At 40.8% G+C, this 20,610-nt stretch carries 20 protein-coding genes; 9 read left to right on the top strand and 11 right to left on the bottom strand.

Annotated elements, in window-relative coordinates; all coding sequences use genetic code 11:
- Positions 1-11: 11 nt before the first annotated feature.
- The gene (locus BM291_RS07815; RefSeq protein WP_092896051.1) at positions 12-662 is read left to right on the top strand and encodes an SCO family protein; all 651 of its coding nucleotides are present in this window, start codon (positions 12-14) and stop codon (positions 660-662) included.
- Positions 659-1,099, top strand: coding sequence for a c-type cytochrome (locus tag BM291_RS07810; RefSeq protein ID WP_092896049.1), 441 nt, complete (start codon positions 659-661; stop codon positions 1,097-1,099). The genes BM291_RS07815 and BM291_RS07810 overlap by 4 nt, the downstream gene beginning before the upstream one ends.
- Here the strand turns inward: BM291_RS07810 and BM291_RS07805 are convergent, their stop codons facing one another.
- Positions 1,100-1,519, bottom strand: coding sequence for a hypothetical protein (locus tag BM291_RS07805; protein WP_092896047.1), 420 nt, complete (start codon positions 1,517-1,519; stop codon positions 1,100-1,102).
- Between the two features lie 128 nt (positions 1,520-1,647).
- Here BM291_RS07805 and BM291_RS07800 point away from each other — a divergent pair, with 128 nt between their 5' ends.
- Positions 1,648-2,469: an aminotransferase class IV gene (locus BM291_RS07800; protein WP_092896045.1), complete on the top strand. Its 822-nt coding sequence runs from the start codon at positions 1,648-1,650 to the stop codon at positions 2,467-2,469.
- 199 nt (positions 2,470-2,668) lie between these two features.
- Here BM291_RS07800 and BM291_RS07795 read toward each other — a convergent pair whose 3' ends face one another.
- Genes BM291_RS07795 through BM291_RS07780 form a run of 4 tightly spaced genes read right to left on the bottom strand, consistent with a single transcriptional unit; the run spans position 2,669 to position 6,205 of the window.
- Positions 2,669-3,109, bottom strand: a complete 441-nt coding sequence (locus BM291_RS07795) for a hypothetical protein (protein WP_092896043.1) — start codon at positions 3,107-3,109, stop codon at positions 2,669-2,671.
- A gap of 26 nt (positions 3,110-3,135) precedes the next feature.
- Positions 3,136-4,398 (bottom strand): ABC transporter permease, encoded by a 1,263-nt coding sequence (locus tag BM291_RS07790; RefSeq protein ID WP_092896041.1) that lies wholly within the window; start codon positions 4,396-4,398, stop codon positions 3,136-3,138.
- On the bottom strand, positions 4,395-5,027 hold the full coding sequence (locus BM291_RS07785; protein ID WP_092896039.1) for an ABC transporter ATP-binding protein: 633 nt from the start codon (positions 5,025-5,027) through the stop codon (positions 4,395-4,397). Before BM291_RS07785 ends, BM291_RS07790 begins: the two co-directional genes overlap by 4 nt.
- A gap of 2 nt (positions 5,028-5,029) precedes the next feature.
- A complete protein-coding gene (locus BM291_RS07780; protein WP_092896037.1) occupies positions 5,030-6,205 on the bottom strand; it encodes a hybrid sensor histidine kinase/response regulator in 1,176 nt (391 codons plus the stop codon).
- 265 nt (positions 6,206-6,470) lie between these two features.
- On the opposite strand from BM291_RS07780, the gene sucD reads away from it, so the two are divergent.
- Together sucD and BM291_RS07765 are read left to right on the top strand one after the other, a co-directional pair.
- Positions 6,471-7,352 carry a succinate--CoA ligase subunit alpha gene (gene sucD, locus BM291_RS07770; RefSeq protein ID WP_092896033.1) on the top strand — a complete coding sequence of 294 codons (882 nt, stop codon included), beginning with the start codon at positions 6,471-6,473 and terminating at the stop codon, positions 7,350-7,352.
- Positions 7,353-7,553: 201 nt separating this feature from the next.
- On the top strand, positions 7,554-8,066 hold the full coding sequence (locus BM291_RS07765) for a GNAT family N-acetyltransferase (protein WP_092896031.1): 513 nt from the start codon (positions 7,554-7,556) through the stop codon (positions 8,064-8,066).
- Positions 8,067-8,336: 270 nt separating this feature from the next.
- Here BM291_RS07765 and pgi read toward each other — a convergent pair whose 3' ends face one another.
- Positions 8,337-9,980 (bottom strand): glucose-6-phosphate isomerase, encoded by a 1,644-nt coding sequence (gene pgi / locus BM291_RS07760; RefSeq protein ID WP_092896029.1) that lies wholly within the window; start codon positions 9,978-9,980, stop codon positions 8,337-8,339.
- A gap of 219 nt (positions 9,981-10,199) precedes the next feature.
- Between pgi and BM291_RS07755 the strand changes: the two genes are divergently transcribed.
- Together BM291_RS07755 and BM291_RS07750 are read left to right on the top strand one after the other, a co-directional pair.
- A complete protein-coding gene (locus BM291_RS07755; protein WP_175499665.1) occupies positions 10,200-10,913 on the top strand; it encodes an energy transducer TonB in 714 nt (237 codons plus the stop codon).
- 42 nt (positions 10,914-10,955) lie between these two features.
- Positions 10,956-11,699 (top strand): hypothetical protein, encoded by a 744-nt coding sequence (locus BM291_RS07750; protein WP_092896025.1) that lies wholly within the window; start codon positions 10,956-10,958, stop codon positions 11,697-11,699.
- Between the two features lie 200 nt (positions 11,700-11,899).
- Here the strand turns inward: BM291_RS07750 and acnA are convergent, their stop codons facing one another.
- On the bottom strand, positions 11,900-14,677 hold the full coding sequence (gene acnA / locus BM291_RS07745) for an aconitate hydratase AcnA (protein ID WP_092896023.1): 2,778 nt from the start codon (positions 14,675-14,677) through the stop codon (positions 11,900-11,902).
- 156 nt (positions 14,678-14,833) lie between these two features.
- Between acnA and BM291_RS07740 the strand changes: the two genes are divergently transcribed.
- Complete coding sequence (locus BM291_RS07740) at positions 14,834-15,892, top strand: endonuclease/exonuclease/phosphatase family protein (protein WP_092896021.1); 1,059 nt, start codon at positions 14,834-14,836, stop codon at positions 15,890-15,892.
- Positions 15,893-15,898: 6 nt separating this feature from the next.
- Here the strand turns inward: BM291_RS07740 and BM291_RS07735 are convergent, their stop codons facing one another.
- From BM291_RS07735 to BM291_RS07720, 4 genes are read right to left on the bottom strand one after another with little or no spacing between them, the layout of a single operon-like run.
- Complete coding sequence (locus tag BM291_RS07735) at positions 15,899-16,876, bottom strand: MlaD family protein (protein ID WP_092896019.1); 978 nt, start codon at positions 16,874-16,876, stop codon at positions 15,899-15,901.
- On the bottom strand, positions 16,873-17,625 hold the full coding sequence (locus BM291_RS07730) for an ABC transporter ATP-binding protein (protein ID WP_092896017.1): 753 nt from the start codon (positions 17,623-17,625) through the stop codon (positions 16,873-16,875). Before BM291_RS07730 ends, BM291_RS07735 begins: the two co-directional genes overlap by 4 nt.
- A 2-nt stretch (positions 17,626-17,627) precedes the next feature.
- Positions 17,628-18,425, bottom strand: coding sequence for an MlaE family ABC transporter permease (locus BM291_RS07725; RefSeq protein ID WP_092896015.1), 798 nt, complete (start codon positions 18,423-18,425; stop codon positions 17,628-17,630).
- A 60-nt stretch (positions 18,426-18,485) separates the two neighbouring features.
- Entirely contained in the window at positions 18,486-18,857 is a 372-nt protein-coding gene (locus BM291_RS07720; protein WP_092896013.1) for a response regulator, read from the bottom strand.
- Positions 18,858-20,099: 1,242 nt separating this feature from the next.
- On the opposite strand from BM291_RS07720, the gene BM291_RS07715 reads away from it, so the two are divergent.
- Entirely contained in the window at positions 20,100-20,555 is a 456-nt protein-coding gene (locus BM291_RS07715; RefSeq protein ID WP_092896011.1) for a YciI family protein, read from the top strand.
- The last annotated feature ends 55 nt before the right edge of the window (positions 20,556-20,610 follow it).

Raw genomic sequence — 20,610 nt, 5'->3', positions numbered from 1 at the left:
TCTTAATTAGCATGCATACGAGGTTTTCGATTCTCTCTCTTCTTCTGATTTCATTATTATTTTCTCAGTGTAAACCTGCGGGAGAAAATAGCACCCCACTTCCAAAACTTGGGAATTGGCATGTAGACGAAAAAACAGTGGATGGGAAAGTGGTACTGGATACAGTTTATCACAAAATCGCAGATTTTTCCCTTACAAATCAAGAAGGAGAAACTATCACTAATGCATCTGTAGAGGGCAAAGTTTACGTAGCGGATTTCTTTTTCACAACTTGTCCGACTATCTGTCCGATCATGAAAAAGGAAATGCTTAGAGTATATGAGAAATTTGGAGAAAATCCGAATTTCAAAATTCTGAGTCATACCATAGACCCAAACTATGACACAGAAGAGGTATTGAAGGATTATGCACAGAAGTTAGGAATAGACAATTCTAACGCCTGGAGCTTCTTAACTGGGGATGCCGAGAAGATTTATGAATTAGGACAAACCAGCTATATCACCACTGCCCAAGCCGATCAAACTGCCGCTGGAGGATTTCTACATAGTGGAGCTTTCATATTAGTAGATCAAAACGGTCATATACGTGGTGTTTACGATGGTACAAAAACAGATCAAGTAGATCAATTGATCAAGGACATTCCAACGCTTCTTGGACAATGAAAAAGTATCTGATCATCTTGCTGTTAGCTGCAGCATGCAGCCCAAAAAACTCTAATGATGAGAATACACTATCTCAAATTGAAAACCCTGAGGTGATGAAATATGCCGTAGATGGCAAAACTATCTACGAAAACCACTGTGGGAATTGCCACCAAAATGATGGCTTGGGACTTGGGAAATTAATCCCACCCTTACGAGACGCAGATTATTTCCAAAAAAGTGTCCATCGTACCGTTTGGATCATGAAGCACGGGCAGGAAGGTGAAATCGTAGTAAATGGGCAGGTTTATAATCAGCCCATGCCTCCGAGTCCGCAACTCACTGCATTAGAAATCTCCCAGATCAGCACGTACTTATACAATATCTGGGGAATGAGCGAGGGAAAAATCACTTCAAAACAAGTGGAAAAATACCTGCAGGAAAAACCTGAATTCTGATTATTTCAGAAGCTTGTCGGCTTTTTCCAAAGCAGCTTTCATCTCCACATTGACTTCGGTCACTAACTCCATCTGCTTATCCAGATATGCTTTGACTTCAGCTTCCTTCATTTCACCATCCTTTTGCTCATATTGACGCATCCAGGCAAACATTGATTCATGTGCGTGATTGAGGTCATATGCAAGTGCTTTATACTCTTCTACTGCAGCTGAATTTGCTTCTTCTTGACTTTCCAACTCTTTCGCTTTTTCGAGAGCTTTTCGTTCAAGTGATTTAAGCTGTCCCATTTTTGGCATTACTTCATCATGCACGGCAATTACCTCAGCTCTGAGTTTTTCATTGTCGCTTGGACCGCTAGGACCACAAGCGTTTATTAGCAAAAATGAGGTTAAAATTAAAAATAGAATGGTTCTTTTCATGATTACTCGTTTAATACATGGCAAAGTTAATATTTTATCTAAAGATAGTATTATAAACTAAGATGACATGAGAAGGTGATTTATTCGACCAGAGCTGTTAATTTTAGAAGCTCTTTAATACCCACACTATGAAACCATTTTGCTTTGCCGATGGGCAAATTATCTCTACAGAAAAAGCCAGCATTCACCCGATGGATTTAGGATTAATCCGTGGATATGGGATTTTTGATTTTTTCAGAACAGTCAATTTCCAAGCTCTTTTCCTAGATAGTTACTTAGATAGATTTTTTGCATCTGCGGAAAAAACCTTCCTTCCTCTAGATTATTCTAGGGCAGAACTGAAAGCCGTTATTCAGGATTTGATCGAAAAAAACCATCTCAAAGAAGGTGGAATCCGAATGGTATTAAGTGGCGGAGTTTCATCAAATCACTTTTCCCCTGCCAAAGGAAAGTTATTCATCTTTGCAGAGTCTCTGATTTTCCCTGCTCAGGAGAAATATGACAAGGGAATCAAATTGCTCTCGCTCGAGTACGTACGACCAATTGCTGAGATCAAAACGACCAATTACGCACTACCTGTTTGGGATAGTATGCGATGGAAAGACGCAGGTGCTGAAGATGTACTTTATCATATGAATGGTATTATCAGCGAGAGTTCCAGAAGCAACTTTTTCATCGTAAAAGATGGAGTCATCAGCACTCCTGATGCTCATGTGCTTATGGGGATTACTCGTAAAAACGTGATAGAGTTAGCTGGAAACGTACAAATCAGACCTGTAAGCATGCAGGAAGCGCTAAATGCGGATGAGACCTTTATCACCAGTACTACAAAGGTATTACTTCCTGTGACGCAAATCGATGAACATGAAATCGGAACTGGAAGACCAGGGCCTGTTTCATTGGACCTTTTAGAAAAATTCAGGAAGTTGGAGAGGGAAATTTGTTACTAGAATTGAATGGAAGTCGGGAAGTTGGAAGTTTAACCAATACGCAATTTATACGCTAAGCTACTTAAAGGATTTTCATCTGTGCGAGCTGGATGGCAGTCTAAAGAATGCATTCGTTTGGTCCAAGTCATGAGACTTGAACCAAGTTGAGCAAAACGCATAGCGCCCTCGGTGGTCACCGTGGACAAAACAACTCTATTTACTAATTCACCAGCGTAGCATTCTTCATGATGTACATCAGCTTCTCTGGATCCTTGCTATTCAAAGTAAGTGTACCGCGAACGCGAACTCTATTAGAAGTATACTTAATCGGCGAAGCCATATCCACTTCCATGACGGTTTCTGGTCCACCAGAGCCACAGAAGAAACATTCTGCCAAAGGCAAACTCGATAGGATAATGTGCTCAGGTTTGAACATTCCCTCGAAGGGGATAATGTAACCGTCAGCCTCCACTACTTTGCCTTCCATCTTGGTGATGTTCTCTGAAAAAACTGGAACATAAAGCTCACCGTACTGATCTTCGGAGATTTTATAGGTCACCTCAGTAAGGTTTTTCCATACATTCGTGCTTTGGGCCAAAAGGGAAACCTGTCCCAAAATCATCACTAGAACCGCTAAGACGACTATTTTTAACTTTTTCATATTCGGGTTTTTAAATCTGCCGCTAGTTAAGCCTTTGTTAATTGCTTTGCAATACTTGTTTGATAAGCTGCAACAGCCGGGATAATAGAAGCCAGAACTCCCACCGTTAACGCATAAACTACTATCCAAAGTTCTTGCTTAAGGAAAATCCAAGGCTGAAGTGAGCCTACTACACCTTGCTCATTCTGCGAAATAATAACCGAAAGGAAGGTGTGTCCCAGTAAAATACCAAGAACTGCTCCCATAAATGTCAACATGATTCCTTCCAGAAATATCAACAACAAAAGTTGTCCTCGAGAAGCACCGATAGCTCGCAGAATCGCTAGATCGTACTTTCTCTCCTTAAGTGAATTATACAATGCAATGAAAATCCCAAGTCCCGAGATCCCAATAATCACCACAGCAAGTCCTTGCAGCAAAGTAATTCCCACACCAAGTAATTCAAAAAGTCTAGACATCTCGAAAGACGGAGAAGCTGCCTGCATAGAAGTGCCAGAATTAATTAATCGAGGAAGCTGTATGGCTGCCATCGGATTCCTGTATTGGACCAGTAGTGTAGTTAAATCCCTGGATTCGATCGTTTTTGGAAAACCTATTACAGCAACTGAATCCTGAAGATTGACCATATGGTGCTCTTCGTGGTTAGCTGTAGAATCAGCAGGCTCTGTTTCTCCTTCATCATGTGTATACCAGATAGATTCCACACTCGTCAAAATCAATCGATCCAGCACATTTCCTTTTCTATCCAATACGCCCACGACTTTGAATTTATTAGCATCATGCTCATGGCTCCCTACGCTGATACCATGGCTACCTAAGAATTCATCGCCAACTTTATAGCCAGACTTAACAGCGACTTCAGCTCCCAAAACAACTTCAAATGGCTTTATCCATAGCGCTCCACTTTGCAACTCGGCCTCGTAAAGTGCAGGATAATCGTGATTTGTACCTACGATTCTGAAGCCTTGGTAATTATCTCCCAAAGCCATAGGGATAATGTTCTTCACCAAACGATTTCTGGAGAGCTTCTGCGCCTCATCCATCGGGATATTTCCTGTCGGGAAATCTATGTGATAAACTCCCGCAAGTATCAATTGAAGCGGACTTCCTTTTGCGCCCACGACCAAATCTATTCCAGCTGCATCCTGACTCATTTTCTTCTCGAACTGATCCTGAATCAATAGCAACACCGTAATAATAGCTAATCCTAGTGCTAGCAAAAACACGTTTAAACCTGTGGAAAGAGGTCTAAAAGTCAAATATTTCCAACTTAGTTTAAATAAATTCATGATGGGTTGACTTCTACAAAGTTGGGGATATGCGCTTTGACTCGCTGATCATGTGTGACAATGATCAATGCTGCACCGATCTTGGCCGCTTGAGTTTTCAACAGCTGAATGACTTTCTCTGTATTCTCATCATCTAAGCTAGAAGTAGGTTCATCTGCGAGAATTAACTTTGGACTGTTTGCCAACGCTCTAGCTATGGAAACACGCTGCGCTTCTCCTTCACTTAGGGTCAAAACGGAAGATTTAGCCTTTTCACTTAAACCCAACTCCGCCAACAACTGCCCAATATCTTGTCCTTTTTTCTTACTGAAAAAATGAGCCATTTGAAGGTTCTCTTTCACATTCAGAGCAGCGAGAAGATGTGGCTTTTGAAAAACTATTCCGATCTCTTTTCCCCGAAACAAATCCATTTCCTGCCCTTTCATTTGCGAAAAGTCCTTATTAGCTAAAACAACCTCTCCAGCCTTAGGCTTGAGCAGTCCTGCCAATAAATTCAATAGTGTAGTTTTCCCTGATCCAGATTTACCAAGCACGAGCAAACTTTCTCCTGACGCCAAGGAAATATCTGGAAAAACCAACGTTTTTTGGCCAGGGTGATTGTATTCTAAATTTCTTGATTCAAAAAGCATAATTAACGTACCGGGATTTCTACTTTAAATGTAGTACCATTCTTAGAGCTACTTTCAAAGGTAATTTCGCCCTTCAATACGTCCATGCATTTTTTCACTATAGAAAGACCTAATCCAGAGCCTTCTACAATTCCCACATTCTTGGCACGGAAAAAGCGATCAAATAGCTGGCTTTGCTCGGAAACTGGAATACCGATACCGGAATCCTCAACTACACCTATAAGCTTGCTATCCTTAAATTCCAGCTTGAAATTCACTTCTTGCCCATCCTTAGAATATTTCACACTATTGGACAGAAGGTTTTCGAAAATCTGATATAAAAGTTCAGGATCTGAGGTAATCACTTTGGGAAGATTGATCAATTCAGATTTGATTGTCACCTCATTTTCCATTCCTGCTTTTACTGTATCCAGCACCTCTTTGACGAAAGCTCCTAGGAACATCTTTTTAGGCTTGAACTCAATCTTATCTGCATCCGCTTTCCCAAAAAACAGTACGCTGGTCAGCAGATTATTCAATGCTCTCACAGAATTCTCGATCTTAAAAGCATGCTTTGTAATCTTCGGCTTAAAAGGATGATCTTTTTCCGCATAGATCTGAAGCAATTGGGCTGAGCTCAAGATAGAAGTCAGGGGTGTTTTGAATCCATGAGAGACATTCAACACAATTCTAGACTTCAATTCATTGATTTCCCTTTCCTTTTCCAGTGCTTTGGTAAGCTCCCTATTGGCGTTATATAGCTCAATTGTACGCTGTTCTACTTTTTCTTCGAGTTCATTATTGAGCTTCTGAAGTTCCTTTTCCTTCCGGTCCTTATAGATCGCCAATTCGATCACCATGTTCAGCTCTCGAATATTGAATGGCTTGATGACATAAGCACTAGGATTGGTCCCAACAACCTTGTTAAGCGTCTCAGCATCAGAACTTGCACTTAGATAGACCACAGGGATATCATATTTCTCATTGATGATTTCGGTGGTTTTTATCCCATCCAATTCACCGGACAAATTGATATCCATCATCACCATATCGGCGTAATTTTCAGACAAAATCTCAAGTGCTTTTTCTCCAGAATCTGCTATTCCAAGAATTTCGTGTCTGTTTTTCTCGAGGGCTCGCTGAAGCAAAAGTGCTGACACTGCGTCATCTTCAACGATGAGAATTTTAAGGCTAAACATAGATCAAAATGAATGTGATAAATCTAATTATAGTCGAAAATATAAAAAATATGCGTCTGGCAAGCCGAAACAGGTCAATTGCTTTACAAAAGGAATGAAAGTGGGGCAGCTTTTCATCTACCCCACTCTATTATTCTCATTTACCGCCCTTCATGAGAATGCAGTCATTATCAAAGAATAGTCGAATTCCCTGCATATTGTTCTTCTTTTCTTTTGTGGGTGGTGGGTTTATTATATTTTTGTGCCAAACTATAGAAATCGCATCATGAGTGTACTAGTAAATAAAAATTCCAAGGTGATCGTACAAGGTTTCACCGGGTCTGAAGGTTCTTTCCACGCACAGCAAATGATCGAATACGGTACAAACGTAGTCGGCGGTGTAACTCCTGGTAAAGGAGGCTCGACTCATTTGGAGAAGCCTGTATTCAATTCTGTAGAAGAAGCAGTTCAAAAAACTGGTGCAGACACATCTATCATTTTCGTACCACCAGCTTTTGCTGCTGACGCGATCATGGAAGCTGCTGATGCTGGCATCAAAGTAATCATCGCTATCACTGAAGGTATTCCTGTAGCTGATATGATGAAAGCTAAGCCATATATTATCGAAAGAGGCGCAACGCTTATTGGCCCTAACTGCCCAGGAGTAATCACTCCAGGTGAAGCTAAGGTTGGTATCATGCCAGGTTTCGTATTCAAATCAGGTAGAATCGGTATCGTATCTAAGTCCGGAACGTTGACTTACGAGGCAGCTGATCAAGTAGCAAAAGCTGGCTTGGGAGTTTCTACTGCAATCGGAATCGGTGGAGATCCTATCATCGGAACATCTACTAAGCAAGCTGTACAATTGCTAATGGAAGATCCAGATACTGACGCGATCGTGATGATCGGTGAGATCGGTGGTAACTACGAAGCTGAAGCAGCTAAGTGGATCAAAGAAACTGGTAACAGAAAGCCTGTAGTAGGATTCATCGCTGGTCAAACTGCTCCTGCTGGACGTAGAATGGGTCACGCTGGTGCTATCATCGGTGGAGCTGATGATACTGCTGCTGCCAAAATGAGAATCATGAGAGAAAATGGAATTCACGTAGTAGATTCTCCAGCGGAGATCGGAGCTACCATGGCAAAAGTCTTGGGCGTGAATGCGTAATAATTGTTAGATGCCCGATGCTAGATGTCGGGTGTTTAAAAACCGCTTCGATTAATTTCGGCGCGGTTTTTTTTTGAAAAAAACAGGGATTTAAAATGACTCTGAACATGGCTTCAAAGATTTGATTAAACTTGTTGAAACTCATCGACATTCCTCCTCTCAAATCTGTAACAGCTTACAATTGAGAAAAAAACAATCAAAATGATAGAAACAGAAAGGCTTATTATAAAGCCATTGAGCTATGATCAACTGGTGAAATACACAAAATGTGACAACTCACTCGAGCAGGAGCTTAACTTGAATGAAACGTCAAGAACAATTTCGCCAGAACTAAAGGAGGCATTTGAACAAACAATACTTCCGAATGTAGCCGACGAAAGCAAAAACTATCTCTATTCAACTCTCTGGACAGCTATTTCAAAAGCCGAGAATAAGATGATTGGTGACTTGTGTATAGTTGGCGAGCCAAACTCTGAGGGTGAAATAGAAATTGGTTATGGAACGTATGAGGAATTTCAGAGCAAAGGATACATGACAGAGATTGTTGCTGGAATTATTACTTGGGCTAAAACCCAATCACAAGTAAAATCAATCCTTGCTTCTACTGAGAAATCAAACACGGCATCTTTTAAAGTGCTCGAAAAAAACAAGTTTACTAAAATCGGAGAAACTGAAATCTTATACAATTGGAAGTTGGAAATGGAGACTGATTGATAAAGTAATCAACCGGCTATCCTCTCCCCCTGTCTGTGCCTTCACAGACCGGAATTATTACAAACAACAGTAGGCAGTAGAGACACATAATACAGCGAAATTAGTGGCCTGTGAGGACACAGACCACGGTTGCGAGAATGATTGATAAGGCAACCCGCTGACAATTTAGTACTAAGGCATACGACTAAAAAAAATCCCGACTCTTTGCAAAGTCGGGATTTTGATTTTTACGCCTGCTTCGTTCTGTGTCTCCACAGACAACAGAGAGAGTTATCTCATTTTCTTATACGCATTGATCAAGCCATTCGTAGATCCATCGTGAGCAGTGATTTCTTCGTTGCCATGAAGCTCAGGAAGAATGCCAGAAGCCAAAACCTTACCTAGCTCCACTCCCCATTGGTCAAAGCTAAATATATCCCAAACCACTCCTTGCACGAAGATTTTATGCTCGTACATCGCAAGTAGTTGACCAAGTGTGTATGGTGTAATCTCCTTCACCAAAATTGAATTGGTAGGTCGATTGCCTTCGAAAACTCTATGTGGAGCAATCTCCTCTATCTGCTCATCAGACTTACCCGCAGCTTTCATTTCGACTTTCACATCTTCCAGAGACTTTCCTTTCATTAGGGCTTCTGTCTGCGCAAAGAAGTTGGAGAGCAACTTCTGATGATGATCTCCAATAGGATTATGAGAAATCGCTGGAGCGATAAAGTCACAAGGAATCAAATGTGTGCCCTGGTGGATCAATTGATAAAAAGCATGTTGTCCATTAGTTCCAGGTTCTCCCCAGATAATAGGTCCAGTAGTATAATTCACCTTTTCACCGGAGCGGCTGACGTATTTGCCATTGCTTTCCATATTTCCCTGCTGGAAATAGGCTGCAAATCTATGCATGTACTGATCGTACGGAAGGATTGCCTCAGAACTTGCTCCAAGGAAATTGGTATTCCAGATGCCAATCATCGCCAAGACAACCGGGATATTTCTATCAAATTGAGAATTACGGAAATGCTTATCCATCGCATGAGCACCGGCAAGTAGTTTCTCAAAATTGTCGAATCCTATGGTGCAGGCAATCGGCAAACCAATAGCTGACCAAAGAGAATACCTACCTCCTACCCAGTCCCAGAACTCAAACATATTGGCAGTATCAATTCCAAATTCGGCTACCGACTTGGCATTGGTAGATAGCGCTACGAAATGCTTGGCTACAGCGGAATCAATTTTCGCATGCTCCAAGAACCAATCACGCGCCGTATGCGCATTAGTCATAGTTTCCTGTGTAGTGAAAGTCTTGGAAGCGATAAAGAACAAAGTCGTCTCAGGATCTACCTTCTTCAAAGTCTCTGCGATGTGCGTCCCATCCACATTAGACACAAAGTAGATTTCAATATCTGGATTCTTAAATGGCTTCAATGCCTCAGTTACCATCACCGGACCAAGATCAGATCCACCGATACCGATGTTTACGAGTGATTTAATTGGTTTTCCAGTATAACCTACCCACTCTTTATTTTGAATTTTGTCTGCAAAAGCCTTCATCTTTTTCAAGACTGCCGATATATCCTCCACTATATTATGTCCATCGAGATAGACTGATTCATCAGCTGGATTTCTTAGCGCGGTGTGCAATACAGCTCTTCCCTCGGTGACATTGATAGGCTTTCCTGTAAACATATCCTCGATTGCGACATGCAGTTTGCACTCACGCCCTAGATCAAAAAGTGCATCCAGAATATCAGGATTCAGCCTATTTTTAGAAAAATCCACCAGAATATCTTCCATCGTAATGCTCAATCTATCAAAGCGCTCCCGCTCCTCGAATTGAGAAAGAATGGTCATGTCTTTAGTATCTTCAGCAAGTTGCTGTAATCTTGCCCAGGCTGGCGTGGTCGTAGGATTAATTGCGTTCATTGGTTTGTTTTGATAGGAATGAGTCACAAAAATAAGGTTTATCTTCAGGGATAAAAGGCTTTTATACTTCTTGCCTATTAGCGCTCTTGAATGCTTGAATACTGAAAAACTATTTCAAGTTTTAAAAAGATTAATTAGTTTCGAGAAACATACTATTCAAGCCCAATCATGGTTTTCAAGTGTAAAGTGCTAATAAGCCTGTTCTTTTATACGTCTTTAGTGACGCAAAGCCTTATCGCCCAAGAAAGAGTAATCATCAAGTTAGATGGAGGAATGACTCCAGTTCTTAATGAAAACTTTGGAACACATAAATACAATCAAATTATAACAACCGGAACAGACAGCTCCTCTATATCCAAAATATACGATCTCAAAAACCGACTTTTTAGTCAAACCAAAGAGAAATACAATGAGGAATTGGGGTATAATGAGGCTATTATATCCAAGTATGACACCCTACAGAATTTAATTTCCAGTGAAATTAAAAACGTGGACAATGGCAGCTTTGTAAGGGTTTTCTTGGATGAGGAGAAGGTGGTTTCCCGCTTGGAATATTTCTCAGGTCAAGTTTACAAATTTTATCTTGGTGAGTCTGAAACGCCAACTATTGAGAGCGAGAAGAACCCAATGGTGCTTCAGGCTAATTATGAGATGAGTGAATACAATAGGTTTTTAGCTCAAAACTTAAAGTACCCGCAACAAGCAAGAGAAAGGAAAGAAATGGGAACAGTACTTCTCAAGCTTGACATCAATGAAGCAGGGGAAGTTTCAGAAATATCCTGCCTTAATAAGAACGAACTTTACAAACCATTGATTAATGAAGCTATACGTGTTGTAAAAGCTTTTAATCCAAGTTTCATTGCGCCTATTGACATCTATGGAAATAAAACATCCACCATGGCAAGAGTGCCCATACGATTCAAACTGAGCTAAATCATTTAAAAATCGTAAAGAATTTCAAGTATGATTACTCCCATGAGATTAGGAACAACCATCCTCTTTACTATTCTCAGCTCCTTTCTAAGCCTAAGCCTTTTTGCTCAAGACAGAGAAATTATCGCATTGAATCAATATAGAGGGCCCTTGGATAAAGAGAAGTTGGAAGTACATACCTATAATAAAATAGTCACTTATGCCCCTGATAAAGTTAAGATTGAAAAGGTTTACACACTTGACAACCAGCTGAGAAGCACAACAAGAGAGAGCTACAATCCTGATTTGGGATACATTGAAGCCGTAACACAAAATTTTGATTCGCTTTCTAACCATACTTCTACACGATTTAAAAATGTGGAAAATGATATGTGGATGGAAGTTTTCTTTGAGAATGGGGAAGAGGTTTCTAGGTTACAATACAGCGGAAATAAGATGTACAGGTTCGATATTGTGGGTAGAGAAACACCTATAATTTCCACCACCAACCCGCTTAATCCCAGCTTTATTCCCGACCGAAAACATTTTTTAAATTTCTTTGATTCAAGATATGTACATTCTAAACAACGTGAATCTGGCTTTGTGCTTGTCGGTATTCATACTGATGAGAAAGGAGATGTAACAAAAATAGAATGCCTTAATTATGGAGAAGCGCCTAATTATATGGCAAAAGAAGTTTTAGATGTTTTTAATGCTTATGATTTCAAATTCGAACCAGCATTAGACATCAAAGGCAATCCAAAAGCATCTGTATTGAGATATCCAATAAGGATTAACTATCGCTGAGAATTAGACTTTGGTAAAGAACAAAACCCGCCATTACTGACGGGTTTTGTTAGTTAAAGGCTAGATTAAAAACCGAAACAATAGGCAATGAGATTGCTTCCCCGATTTATCGGGGCAGGCTGTGCCTCGCAATGACGTATTCACCGCTCAACTCTAGCGGAAAGCTACTTCCATCACATGACATCAAACACCCAACTCCCCTACTCCTTCAAGAAGTCCCTCAGCACGTAATTCAAAATGCCGCCATGCTTGTAGTAAGCAATCTCGACTTCTGAATCCAATCTTGATTGTACTTGAATTTTCTTCTCCTGAGAGTCAGAAGTGACAATCACCTCGAATTTCTGACCTGGAGTCAATCCTGATTCAATTCCAACAATGCTGAATTCCTCTTTGCCTGTTAAGCCCAAGCTCTCGGCAGTTTCTCCTGGCAAGAACTGAAGTGGCAAGACGCCCATACCCACCAAATTGCTTCGGTGAATACGCTCATAGCTTTCTGCAATCACAGCTTTGATTCCTAATAAGGTTGTGCCTTTTGCTGCCCAGTCACGGGAAGATCCCGAACCGTATTCTTTGCCCGCCAAGACTACCAGAGGCACATGTGCTGCCTGATATTTCTCCGAAGCTTCGAATACAGACATTTCCTCATTGCTAGGAATATAAGTTGTAAAACCTCCCTCTTGTGTACTCAATTGGTTTTTGATACGAACATTGGCGAAAGTACCTCTAACCATGACCTCGTCATTTCCTCTTCTCGAACCGTAGGAATTAAAGTCCGGACGCTCCACTCCTCGTCCATTCAGGTATTTGCCTGCTGCAGAATCCGGCCTGAATGATCCCGCTGGTGAAATATGATCCGTAGTGATCGAATCACCGAGTTTCAACAGAACTCGCGCATTCAAAATGTCTTTTGCGATTGGCACTTCGGTAGAAATATCCTTAAAGAATGGCGCTTCCTTGATGTAGGTACTGCTTTCATCCCAAGGATAGATTTCTCCTTCTCCAGATTCCAACTCTTTCCAGATATCATTGCCCTCGAAGATCTCTCCATAGCTTTTCTCATAATCATCTGGAGTAAGGACTTTTTTCGCTACCTCGGCGATCTCCGCGTCGGTAGGCCAGATATCTTTCATAAATACCGGTTCGAGATTTGGATCATAACCGATTGGCTCGTTATACAAATCCACATCTACTCGACCTGCGATGGCATATACGACCACCAGCATAGGTGACATGAGGTAATTCATTTTTACTTGTGGATGCACCCGAGCTTCAAAGTTTCTATTTCCAGAAAGCACTGATGCCACGACCAAGTCATTGTCTTCAACGGCTTGCGCAATGTGCCTAGGAAGCGGGCCTGAGTTACCAATACAGGAAGTACAGCCATAACCGACGGTATGGAATTTCAAGGCCTCCAAGTCCTCAAGCAAGTCAGCCTTTTCTAGGTAATCCGTTACCACTTTGGAACCTGGTGCCAGAGAAGTTTTCACCCAGGGCTTCACATCCAATCCCAATTCACGCGCTTTCCTAGCCACTAAGCCAGCTCCAAGCATTACGGAAGGATTGGAAGTGTTCGTACAGGAAGTGATCGCTGCTATGACGATAGAACCATCGTACAACTCAAATTTCTCATTGTGCAGATCGACAGAAACGGACTTCAAACCATTTTTAATCTTGGTTTTTATCTCTGTTTCAGCAGGAGCTTGTACTCCTGATTGATCTTCAGTTTGTCCACCACCTTCTTCCAGGAATCGACCTAACTCTTCTCTTTTATCAATGGGAATGTACTGACGACCGTGAACCGACTCCAGTAATTCACCGAATTTTGGCTTAAAATCTCTCACCAAAATTTTATCCTGAGGACGTTTTGGGCCAGAGACAGTAGCTTCTACGGTCCCCAAGTCCAATTCCACCACAGAACTATACTTGATCAGATCCTCATCTTTTCTCCAAAGCATATTAGCCTTGCAATAATCCTCCACCAATTTGATCTGCTCTTTGGAGCGATTGGTCTTGCCCATGTAGTCCAGCGTACGGTCATCAATTGGAAAATACGTCACTGTACAACCAAACTCTGGGGACATATTCGCAATCGTAGCTCTATCAGGCACTGAAAGGTGGTCCAGACCTGGGCCAAATACCTCCACAAATTTCCCTACTACGCTATTCCTTCTAAGCAACTCGGTAATAGTCAAAACCATATCCGTAGCTGTGGTTCCCGCTGGCAGTTTACCAGTCAGTTTCAATCCAACTACCTCTGGCATGATAAAGTAAATTGGCTGACCGAGAATTGCAGCTTCCGCTTCGATTCCTCCTACTCCCCAGCCTACTACTCCGATCCCATTCACCATCGGTGTGTGCGAATCTGTACCAACTAGCGTATCTGGAAAGACCATACCATCGCGTTTGATCACGCCCTGAGCTAGGTATTCCAAATTTACCTGGTGGCATATACCCATTCCTGGAGGAACCACTGCGAAGTTATTAAAGGTCTTCTGAGCCCATTTGAGGAATTTGTATCGCTCAGAATTTCGCTCATATTCCTTTTCTACATTCTTTTGATAGCTATAATTTGTTCCAAAGTAATCTACCTGCACCGAGTGATCGATCACAAGATCTACTGGAATAAGTGGATTGATCGTACTTGCATCCTTACCTTTTCGATGCGCTTCAGAACGTAAAGAAGCTATATCTACTACAGCCGGAACACCGGTAAAATCCTGCATCAGCACTCGTGCGGGCTTAAAAGGAATATCTTTATCCGAAGGATTAGGTGACCAATTCATTAAGGTCTGCAGATGCTCCTTTGTAATCGCAAAATCATCAAAACTCCTTAACGCATTCTCCAATAAAATTCGGATAGAAAAAGGCAAATGCTTTACAGGATGCCCTGAAGCTTCAAGCTTTTCCAAGCTCCAAAAGGTATGATCTCCTTCAGAAGTTTTAAGAGTAGATTTAATCTGGTATGGGTCTTGGTCCATGATAAAAAGGGGATTTAGTAAAAAAAAGGAATCAAAGTAATAACTCTAAATTGGGAGTTTGAATTCCATTGGCTGCTAATTTGAGTCCCAAAGTCTTGCCAAAAGACCAAAGAGAATTATCATCTTTAATTTAACTTAAGAAAATCAAACTTCTACATGGGGCTATACATACTTCGATTCTTTAGCGCATTTTTTATTCTAGCGACATTTTTCCCCTTAATCAAACTAGACTTCTGGTGGGTCCGAATTTTTGATTATCCAAGACTGCAAAAGTTACTTATCACGCTTTGCTTATTGGCTGTATGGATTTATCCGTACACTTTTCCTTTGGACACTGAGTCTATTATATGGTCAGTACTGCTACTCACCTGTGCTATCTATCTGGCCAATAAGGTCTGGCCATTTACTCCATGGGCAAAAAAAATGATTGATTCTGTGCCTTATGTTGAAAATAACGGGATTCATATTCTGGTTGGTAATGTGTACCAATACAACCAGAATTATCATAAAGCTGTAAGCCTTGTTCAGAGAACTTCCCCAGATCTTATCTTTTTTGTAGAAACAGATAAAGCCTGGGAAAAAGGGCTTTCCGAAATCGAAAAAGACTACCCTACGCAGATAAAGCTTCCAATGGATAATACCTACGGACTGCTGTTATATTCCAAGTTGGAAATACAGAGAAAAGCTATCAATTACTTAATTGATGAGGAAATCCCTTCATTGGAGCTTGACATAAAACTTCGAAACGGGGAATTAATTACCATTTACGCGATTCATCCGACCCCACCAGTCCCTGGAGAGAATGAAAAAAGTACAGACCGTGATGCGGAAATTCTTTTAGTCGGTAAAAAATCTAAAGAAAATCACTTGCCCTCTTTGGTAATAGGAGACCTGAATGATGTGGCTTGGAGTTATACTACTGAGCTGTTTTTGAAAAACTCAGAAATGGCTGACCCTCGCAGAGGAAGAGGATTGTTCAACACTTTTCATGCGAAAGTCCCATTCTTCAGATGGCCACTTGATCATATCTTTTTGAGCGAACATTTTGGACTAGGAGGAATAAAAGTTCATAAAGGAATAGGCTCAGATCACTTCCCTATCTCCATCAAAGCCGTTTTGACAAAGAGAAACGACACAGACACGATGAAAGCAAACGGGGATGAAAAAGAAGAAGCCCGCGAAAAAATTTCCCGCGGGCTCAATGATGAAGATTAATAGCTATTAGTTATTCTCCTTAGCTTCTTCCTTTTTCTTACGCTTAAATCCTTTATTGAATGGCCAAGTGTACTCAAGGGCATCCATTCCACGGTTTAAGTTATAGGTAGCTGAATCAGCATTCTCAAGGGTACTTTTAAGGCTTTTTGCAAATTCAGGATCATTTAAAAGCATTCCTACGGAATTATTAGGATCGTTAAATTTATCGGTGATAGTACTTAGTTTCTGAGTCATTTCCTCAGAGTTGGCAGCAGCTTCTTTCAGACTCTCCATTGATTGTCTTAGGTCAGCAGCCATCGTAGTATCTGTCACCAAGTCATTGAATAGATTGCCTTTTTGATTCAATTTAGAGGTGAAGCTGTTCAATTCATTAATCATTCTATTACTATTGACTGAAGCTTGATTGAGGTTTTTCACAATAGCACGGAAACTTTCTGCTAGAAGAGAATCAGTCAGTGCTGCTCCTACCATACCTTCTCCCTCAGCTAGTTTGCTCGTCAAGTTTTTAAGATTTCCAGTGATTTCGACCAGATTTTCATTATTTACCTGAAGTGTTTCCATCATCTTGTCCGTATCTAGCGGCATGACAGATTCTAGCCTGTCTCCGTCCACTACAGGGGGCGCCAAGGTAGTTCCTCCGTAGATTATGATAATCTTGTTACCAATCAACCCATCAGAGCTAATAGTGGCCTTAGAATCCTTTCTAATGAATTCGACCACTTCTTCCTCCACATTCATTTCGATTTCCACCTGAGAATCTCCATAGAAGTTGATTTTTCTAACCGTACCGATTTTCACACCGGAAAACCAGATGTTATTTCCTGTCTGAAGTCCTCCGATATCATCGAAAACAGCTTTTAACTGTATAGCTTTTACAAACTTCTTTTGCTGACCACCTAAAGTCAACACCCCGGCCACGAGGATTGCAATGCCTAGGAAGACAAATATGCCTACTATGACTGATCTTTTATTTTCGCCTCTCATGAGTTGATAAAATTATAATCGTAAAATGATTTTATGCGTTTGTCTTCTGCATGAGGAAATACCTCTTCAAAAGTTCCGACAGCGTCAAACTGTCCATCCAATAACACTGCCATACGATCTCCTGTATCTTTGGCACAGGTCAAATCGTGCGTAATCACGATGGATGATGTATTGTATTCTTCTCGAACTTGGTTAATCAGGGTGTTGATCTCACCACATGTAATCGGGTCCAAACCAGCGGTAGGCTCATCGTAAAGCATGATCTCAGGCTCCAAGATTAAGGTCCGTGCCACACCGATTCTTTTCTTTTGACCACCGGAAAGCTCTGAAGGCATCTGATTGATAGACTGAGGAAGTCCTACACTATCTAACAAGCCTTCTATTTTCATAGTAATCTCCTTCTTAGTGAGGTTTTTAATATTTCTCACCAAAGGAAATTCCATGTTCTCTCTGACAGTCATACTATCGTAAAGCGCTGAGTTTTGGAAAGAGAACCCAATCCTCAATCGTAACGCATTCAACTCTTTGGTTCTAAGAGTTGAAACCTCTTTGCCAAGCACAGTCATGGTTCCCGCATCCTGTTTCAGCAGACCCACCATGATTTTGATCAAAACGGACTTTCCAGAGCCAGATTTACCTAACACTACCAGGTTTTCACCTTTGTGCAGATCTAGATCGACTCCTTTCAATACATCTAAGTCTCCGAAAGACTTCATCAAACCGCGAATTTCTACAACCTTATCTTCCATAATTAAAATGCTCGGATTGCGTTTACGATTTGAAGTACCAAGAGCTCTTCAATAAATATTAAGAACATGGCCATAACTACCGCAGCATTCGCTGCACGGCCTACGCCTTCTGTTCCCTTGGATGAATTATACCCCTTGTAACAGCCCACGATTCCTATAGTAAAGCCAAATAAAATCGACTTGAGCACTGAGGAAGTGATATCCAGAAAGGAAATCGACTCGAACACCTGTACAAAAAAGGTAGTCATACTCACTTTTTCATTTGCACTCACACTGAGAAATGATCCAATGAGCGCTACAAAATCAGTGTACATCACTAGCAGTGGAATCATTAGGGTGGTAGCAATGACCCGCGTAACAACCAAGAAATTAAATGGATTGGTCGCCGAAACCTCCATCGCATCGATTTGCTCTGTCACCTTCATGGAGCCTATTTCCGCTCCTATACTAGAACCCACCTTTCCCGCTGCAATTAGTGCCGTTACCAGTGGTCCCATAGCCCTTACTACAGCGATCGAAATCAATGATGGTAACCAAGAAGTCGCTCCAAACTCCGAAAGAGATGGTCTCGACTGGTTAGTAAAAACTATACCCACGATAAACCCAGTAAGGGATATCAAAGGCAGAGATTCTACACCTATCCGGTAGCACTGATGAATGACCTCCCTAAATTCATAAGGCGGTACAAATACCTCTTTGAAGAATCGCCTTACAAAATTCCAAGCGTCCGCCAGTCCGGTAAAAAACTTATCTATTTTCTTTGAAAGCAGGGGCTTTCTGTCTTCTGCTTTTTCAGTCATACATTCTTTCTGATGGCTCGAAATTAATTAAATTATTCAAAAGGATAGTTCTAATATACTTCAAAGTCCGAGGATTGATCTTAAGTCTGATTCACTTAAGGGTTTTTCAAAAATTTCACTGATTCTCTTGTCGGAATTTGCCCGTTGTATTTGCTCATTTTCAACAGATCCAGACTGCAAAATAACGACCGAATCTGGACTCACTTTTTCTACCTCATCTACGAATTCCCATCCAGTCATTTCTGGTAAATTGAGATCAACCAAAAGCATATCCACAGAGTCGGATTTGAGATAATCTAAAGCCTTACTAGGCGTGTCAAAATAAACAAATTCGATTCCTGAATTAATTTTCAAAAGTCGCTTCTCCACTAATATCTTTTGAATCCTGTCGTCATCAAGTAAAAGTATCTTTTTGATCTGGGTAGATTTCATTCTGAGAAATGTCGGAGAGAAGGTGTTGGTTTGATAACGCTAAGATTAAAAAAATCTAGATCAAAATCCCAGTCTTGCCCAGAAGGTCACAATCAAGAGTTCGTTCTGTATATGTCTTGAATGGACTTTACTTCAGTCAAATTCTATTAAGCGCCAATTCTTGCGGCGGCATTGGCCAGCCCTATAGTTTTTTACATCAACTACTTATTTTAGTCTAGCCTAATCTTTTTAGCCTAGACAAATTACGTGAACCCTAAACCAGTATTAAAAGCTATAAAATCAATTAGTTAGTATCAAAACAATAAAGTATAGCTTACTGAAGTACTAGACGGTTTAAATGATTTTGGCGAATGCGCTGGTCACGCCCCATTTTCATTAACAATAGATTGTTCTGCAGTTTTACAAGAGATATTATCACCGAAATCAGGGCTGACCTTCAGGAATTTCGCCCCTATTAATTTTCCTGTTTAATTTGAAAAAGCTGGAGCTCAGAAATAAAAACTCTGACCAAAAAATTCGATTTATGCAACATCCCTAAACTCATTTTGGATTGGATAGAGACCAAGAATGTGAGCTAAAGAAGACAGAAGACATCCGCAAAAACATGAGATATAAAGGATCAAACTGTCGACTGCTGATCATTTTACTTTCATCAAAATACGCCCGCCATTCTATAATCTGTACAATTATGTGGGTGGACGCCTTGCACATTTTGCCCGCGATGAGTCCCATTATGGGGATCAAAAAGGCTGGAAAAAATATCAAATACGACTTACAACGCCCCTAATACAGCAACCCGAAATCGTCAATTTCCTCTACCTTTTTTACCGAGAAAAATCGCTTCACTCCCACTTTATAGATAATGATTTACACAAGCAAAATACCCCAATATAATTTGGATTAGGTGTGCGTTGATCACCCACTTTTTGAACCACTTTTGAACACTCTCATACGGTAGAAAAGAGCAAGTGGATACTACCTCATTCTTGGCAATAGCCGCATGTTTGAACTCATGAATTCACCAAGCTATTATCGAATTTTCCAGATCTAATTCGAACTTTAGATCAGGCATTTTCTTCGGTTTTCAATCAACTTTAGTTTCCTCCTTAGGCAACTTTCCTTCTTGTAAAGATCTTGATCTACTTCATAAATGATTTTAAAATCAAGAAGGAAATCAACTTTTCCATAGTCTGAAAAAAGCTAAATTGTCTAAAACTATAATCCGAGCATAACCTAACTGATATGAAAAAGCTATTGATTTTACTACTCATTTCTTGTTCCGCTACCTCATATACTTTGGCTCAAAAAATATCTTACGATGAAGCTTTGGCCAAGGAAGTTGGAGCAGATGATTATGGAATGAGGAAATATGTGATCGCCTTTCTTTATCGAGGAGATAAAGTGGATCAATATTCAGAGCAGGAAAGAAGCGATATACAAGCTGGACATATGGCTAATATCAATCGATTGGCTGGAGAAGGGAAAATGGTAATGGCTGGGCCTTTCTTCGGAAATGAAGAACTGCGAGGGCTTTTCTTCTTTGCTGTAGAAAGTCTAGAAGAAGCTCAGAAACTTACAGAATCCGATCCAGCAATCAAGGCTGGCATACTCAAAATGGATCTAAAGGAATGGTATGGATCAGCCGCACTGATGCTGATGTCAGATATGCACACCAAAGTAGCGAAGGTGGAGATTTAAACCCTCGGTAGGTTTAGGTATGACAATGATATTTCTGAGTAATACCCCACATGGT

The organism is Algoriphagus aquimarinus (assembly GCF_900112005.1).
In the GTDB taxonomy this organism is placed as follows: domain Bacteria; phylum Bacteroidota; class Bacteroidia; order Cytophagales; family Cyclobacteriaceae; genus Algoriphagus; species Algoriphagus aquimarinus.
The sequence above is the reverse complement of the archived record's forward strand: the minus strand, read 5'-3'. Positions and strand labels throughout refer to the sequence as shown.

Coding starts and splice junctions, on each gene's coding strand:
- BM291_RS07815 (WP_092896051.1), top strand. CDS start 12: ATGCATACGAGGTTTTCGATTCTCTCTCTTCTTCTGATTTCATTATTA.
- BM291_RS07810 (WP_092896049.1), top strand. CDS start 659: ATGAAAAAGTATCTGATCATCTTGCTGTTAGCTGCAGCATGCAGCCCA.
- BM291_RS07805 (WP_092896047.1), bottom strand. CDS start 1,519: ATGAAAAGAACCATTCTATTTTTAATTTTAACCTCATTTTTGCTAATA.
- BM291_RS07800 (WP_092896045.1), top strand. CDS start 1,648: ATGAAACCATTTTGCTTTGCCGATGGGCAAATTATCTCTACAGAAAAA.
- BM291_RS07795 (WP_092896043.1), bottom strand. CDS start 3,109: ATGAAAAAGTTAAAAATAGTCGTCTTAGCGGTTCTAGTGATGATTTTG.
- BM291_RS07790 (WP_092896041.1), bottom strand. CDS start 4,398: ATGAATTTATTTAAACTAAGTTGGAAATATTTGACTTTTAGACCTCTT.
- BM291_RS07785 (WP_092896039.1), bottom strand. CDS start 5,027: ATGCTTTTTGAATCAAGAAATTTAGAATACAATCACCCTGGCCAAAAA.
- BM291_RS07780 (WP_092896037.1), bottom strand. CDS start 6,205: ATGTTTAGCCTTAAAATTCTCATCGTTGAAGATGACGCAGTGTCAGCA.
- sucD (WP_092896033.1), top strand. CDS start 6,471: ATGAGTGTACTAGTAAATAAAAATTCCAAGGTGATCGTACAAGGTTTC.
- BM291_RS07765 (WP_092896031.1), top strand. CDS start 7,554: ATGATAGAAACAGAAAGGCTTATTATAAAGCCATTGAGCTATGATCAA.
- pgi (WP_092896029.1), bottom strand. CDS start 9,980: ATGAACGCAATTAATCCTACGACCACGCCAGCCTGGGCAAGATTACAG.
- BM291_RS07750 (WP_092896025.1), top strand. CDS start 10,956: ATGAGATTAGGAACAACCATCCTCTTTACTATTCTCAGCTCCTTTCTA.
- acnA (WP_092896023.1), bottom strand. CDS start 14,677: ATGGACCAAGACCCATACCAGATTAAATCTACTCTTAAAACTTCTGAA.
- BM291_RS07740 (WP_092896021.1), top strand. CDS start 14,834: ATGGGGCTATACATACTTCGATTCTTTAGCGCATTTTTTATTCTAGCG.
- BM291_RS07735 (WP_092896019.1), bottom strand. CDS start 16,876: ATGAGAGGCGAAAATAAAAGATCAGTCATAGTAGGCATATTTGTCTTC.
- BM291_RS07730 (WP_092896017.1), bottom strand. CDS start 17,625: ATGGAAGATAAGGTTGTAGAAATTCGCGGTTTGATGAAGTCTTTCGGA.
- BM291_RS07725 (WP_092896015.1), bottom strand. CDS start 18,425: ATGACTGAAAAAGCAGAAGACAGAAAGCCCCTGCTTTCAAAGAAAATA.
- BM291_RS07720 (WP_092896013.1), bottom strand. CDS start 18,857: ATGAAATCTACCCAGATCAAAAAGATACTTTTACTTGATGACGACAGG.
- BM291_RS07715 (WP_092896011.1), top strand. CDS start 20,100: ATGAAAAAGCTATTGATTTTACTACTCATTTCTTGTTCCGCTACCTCA.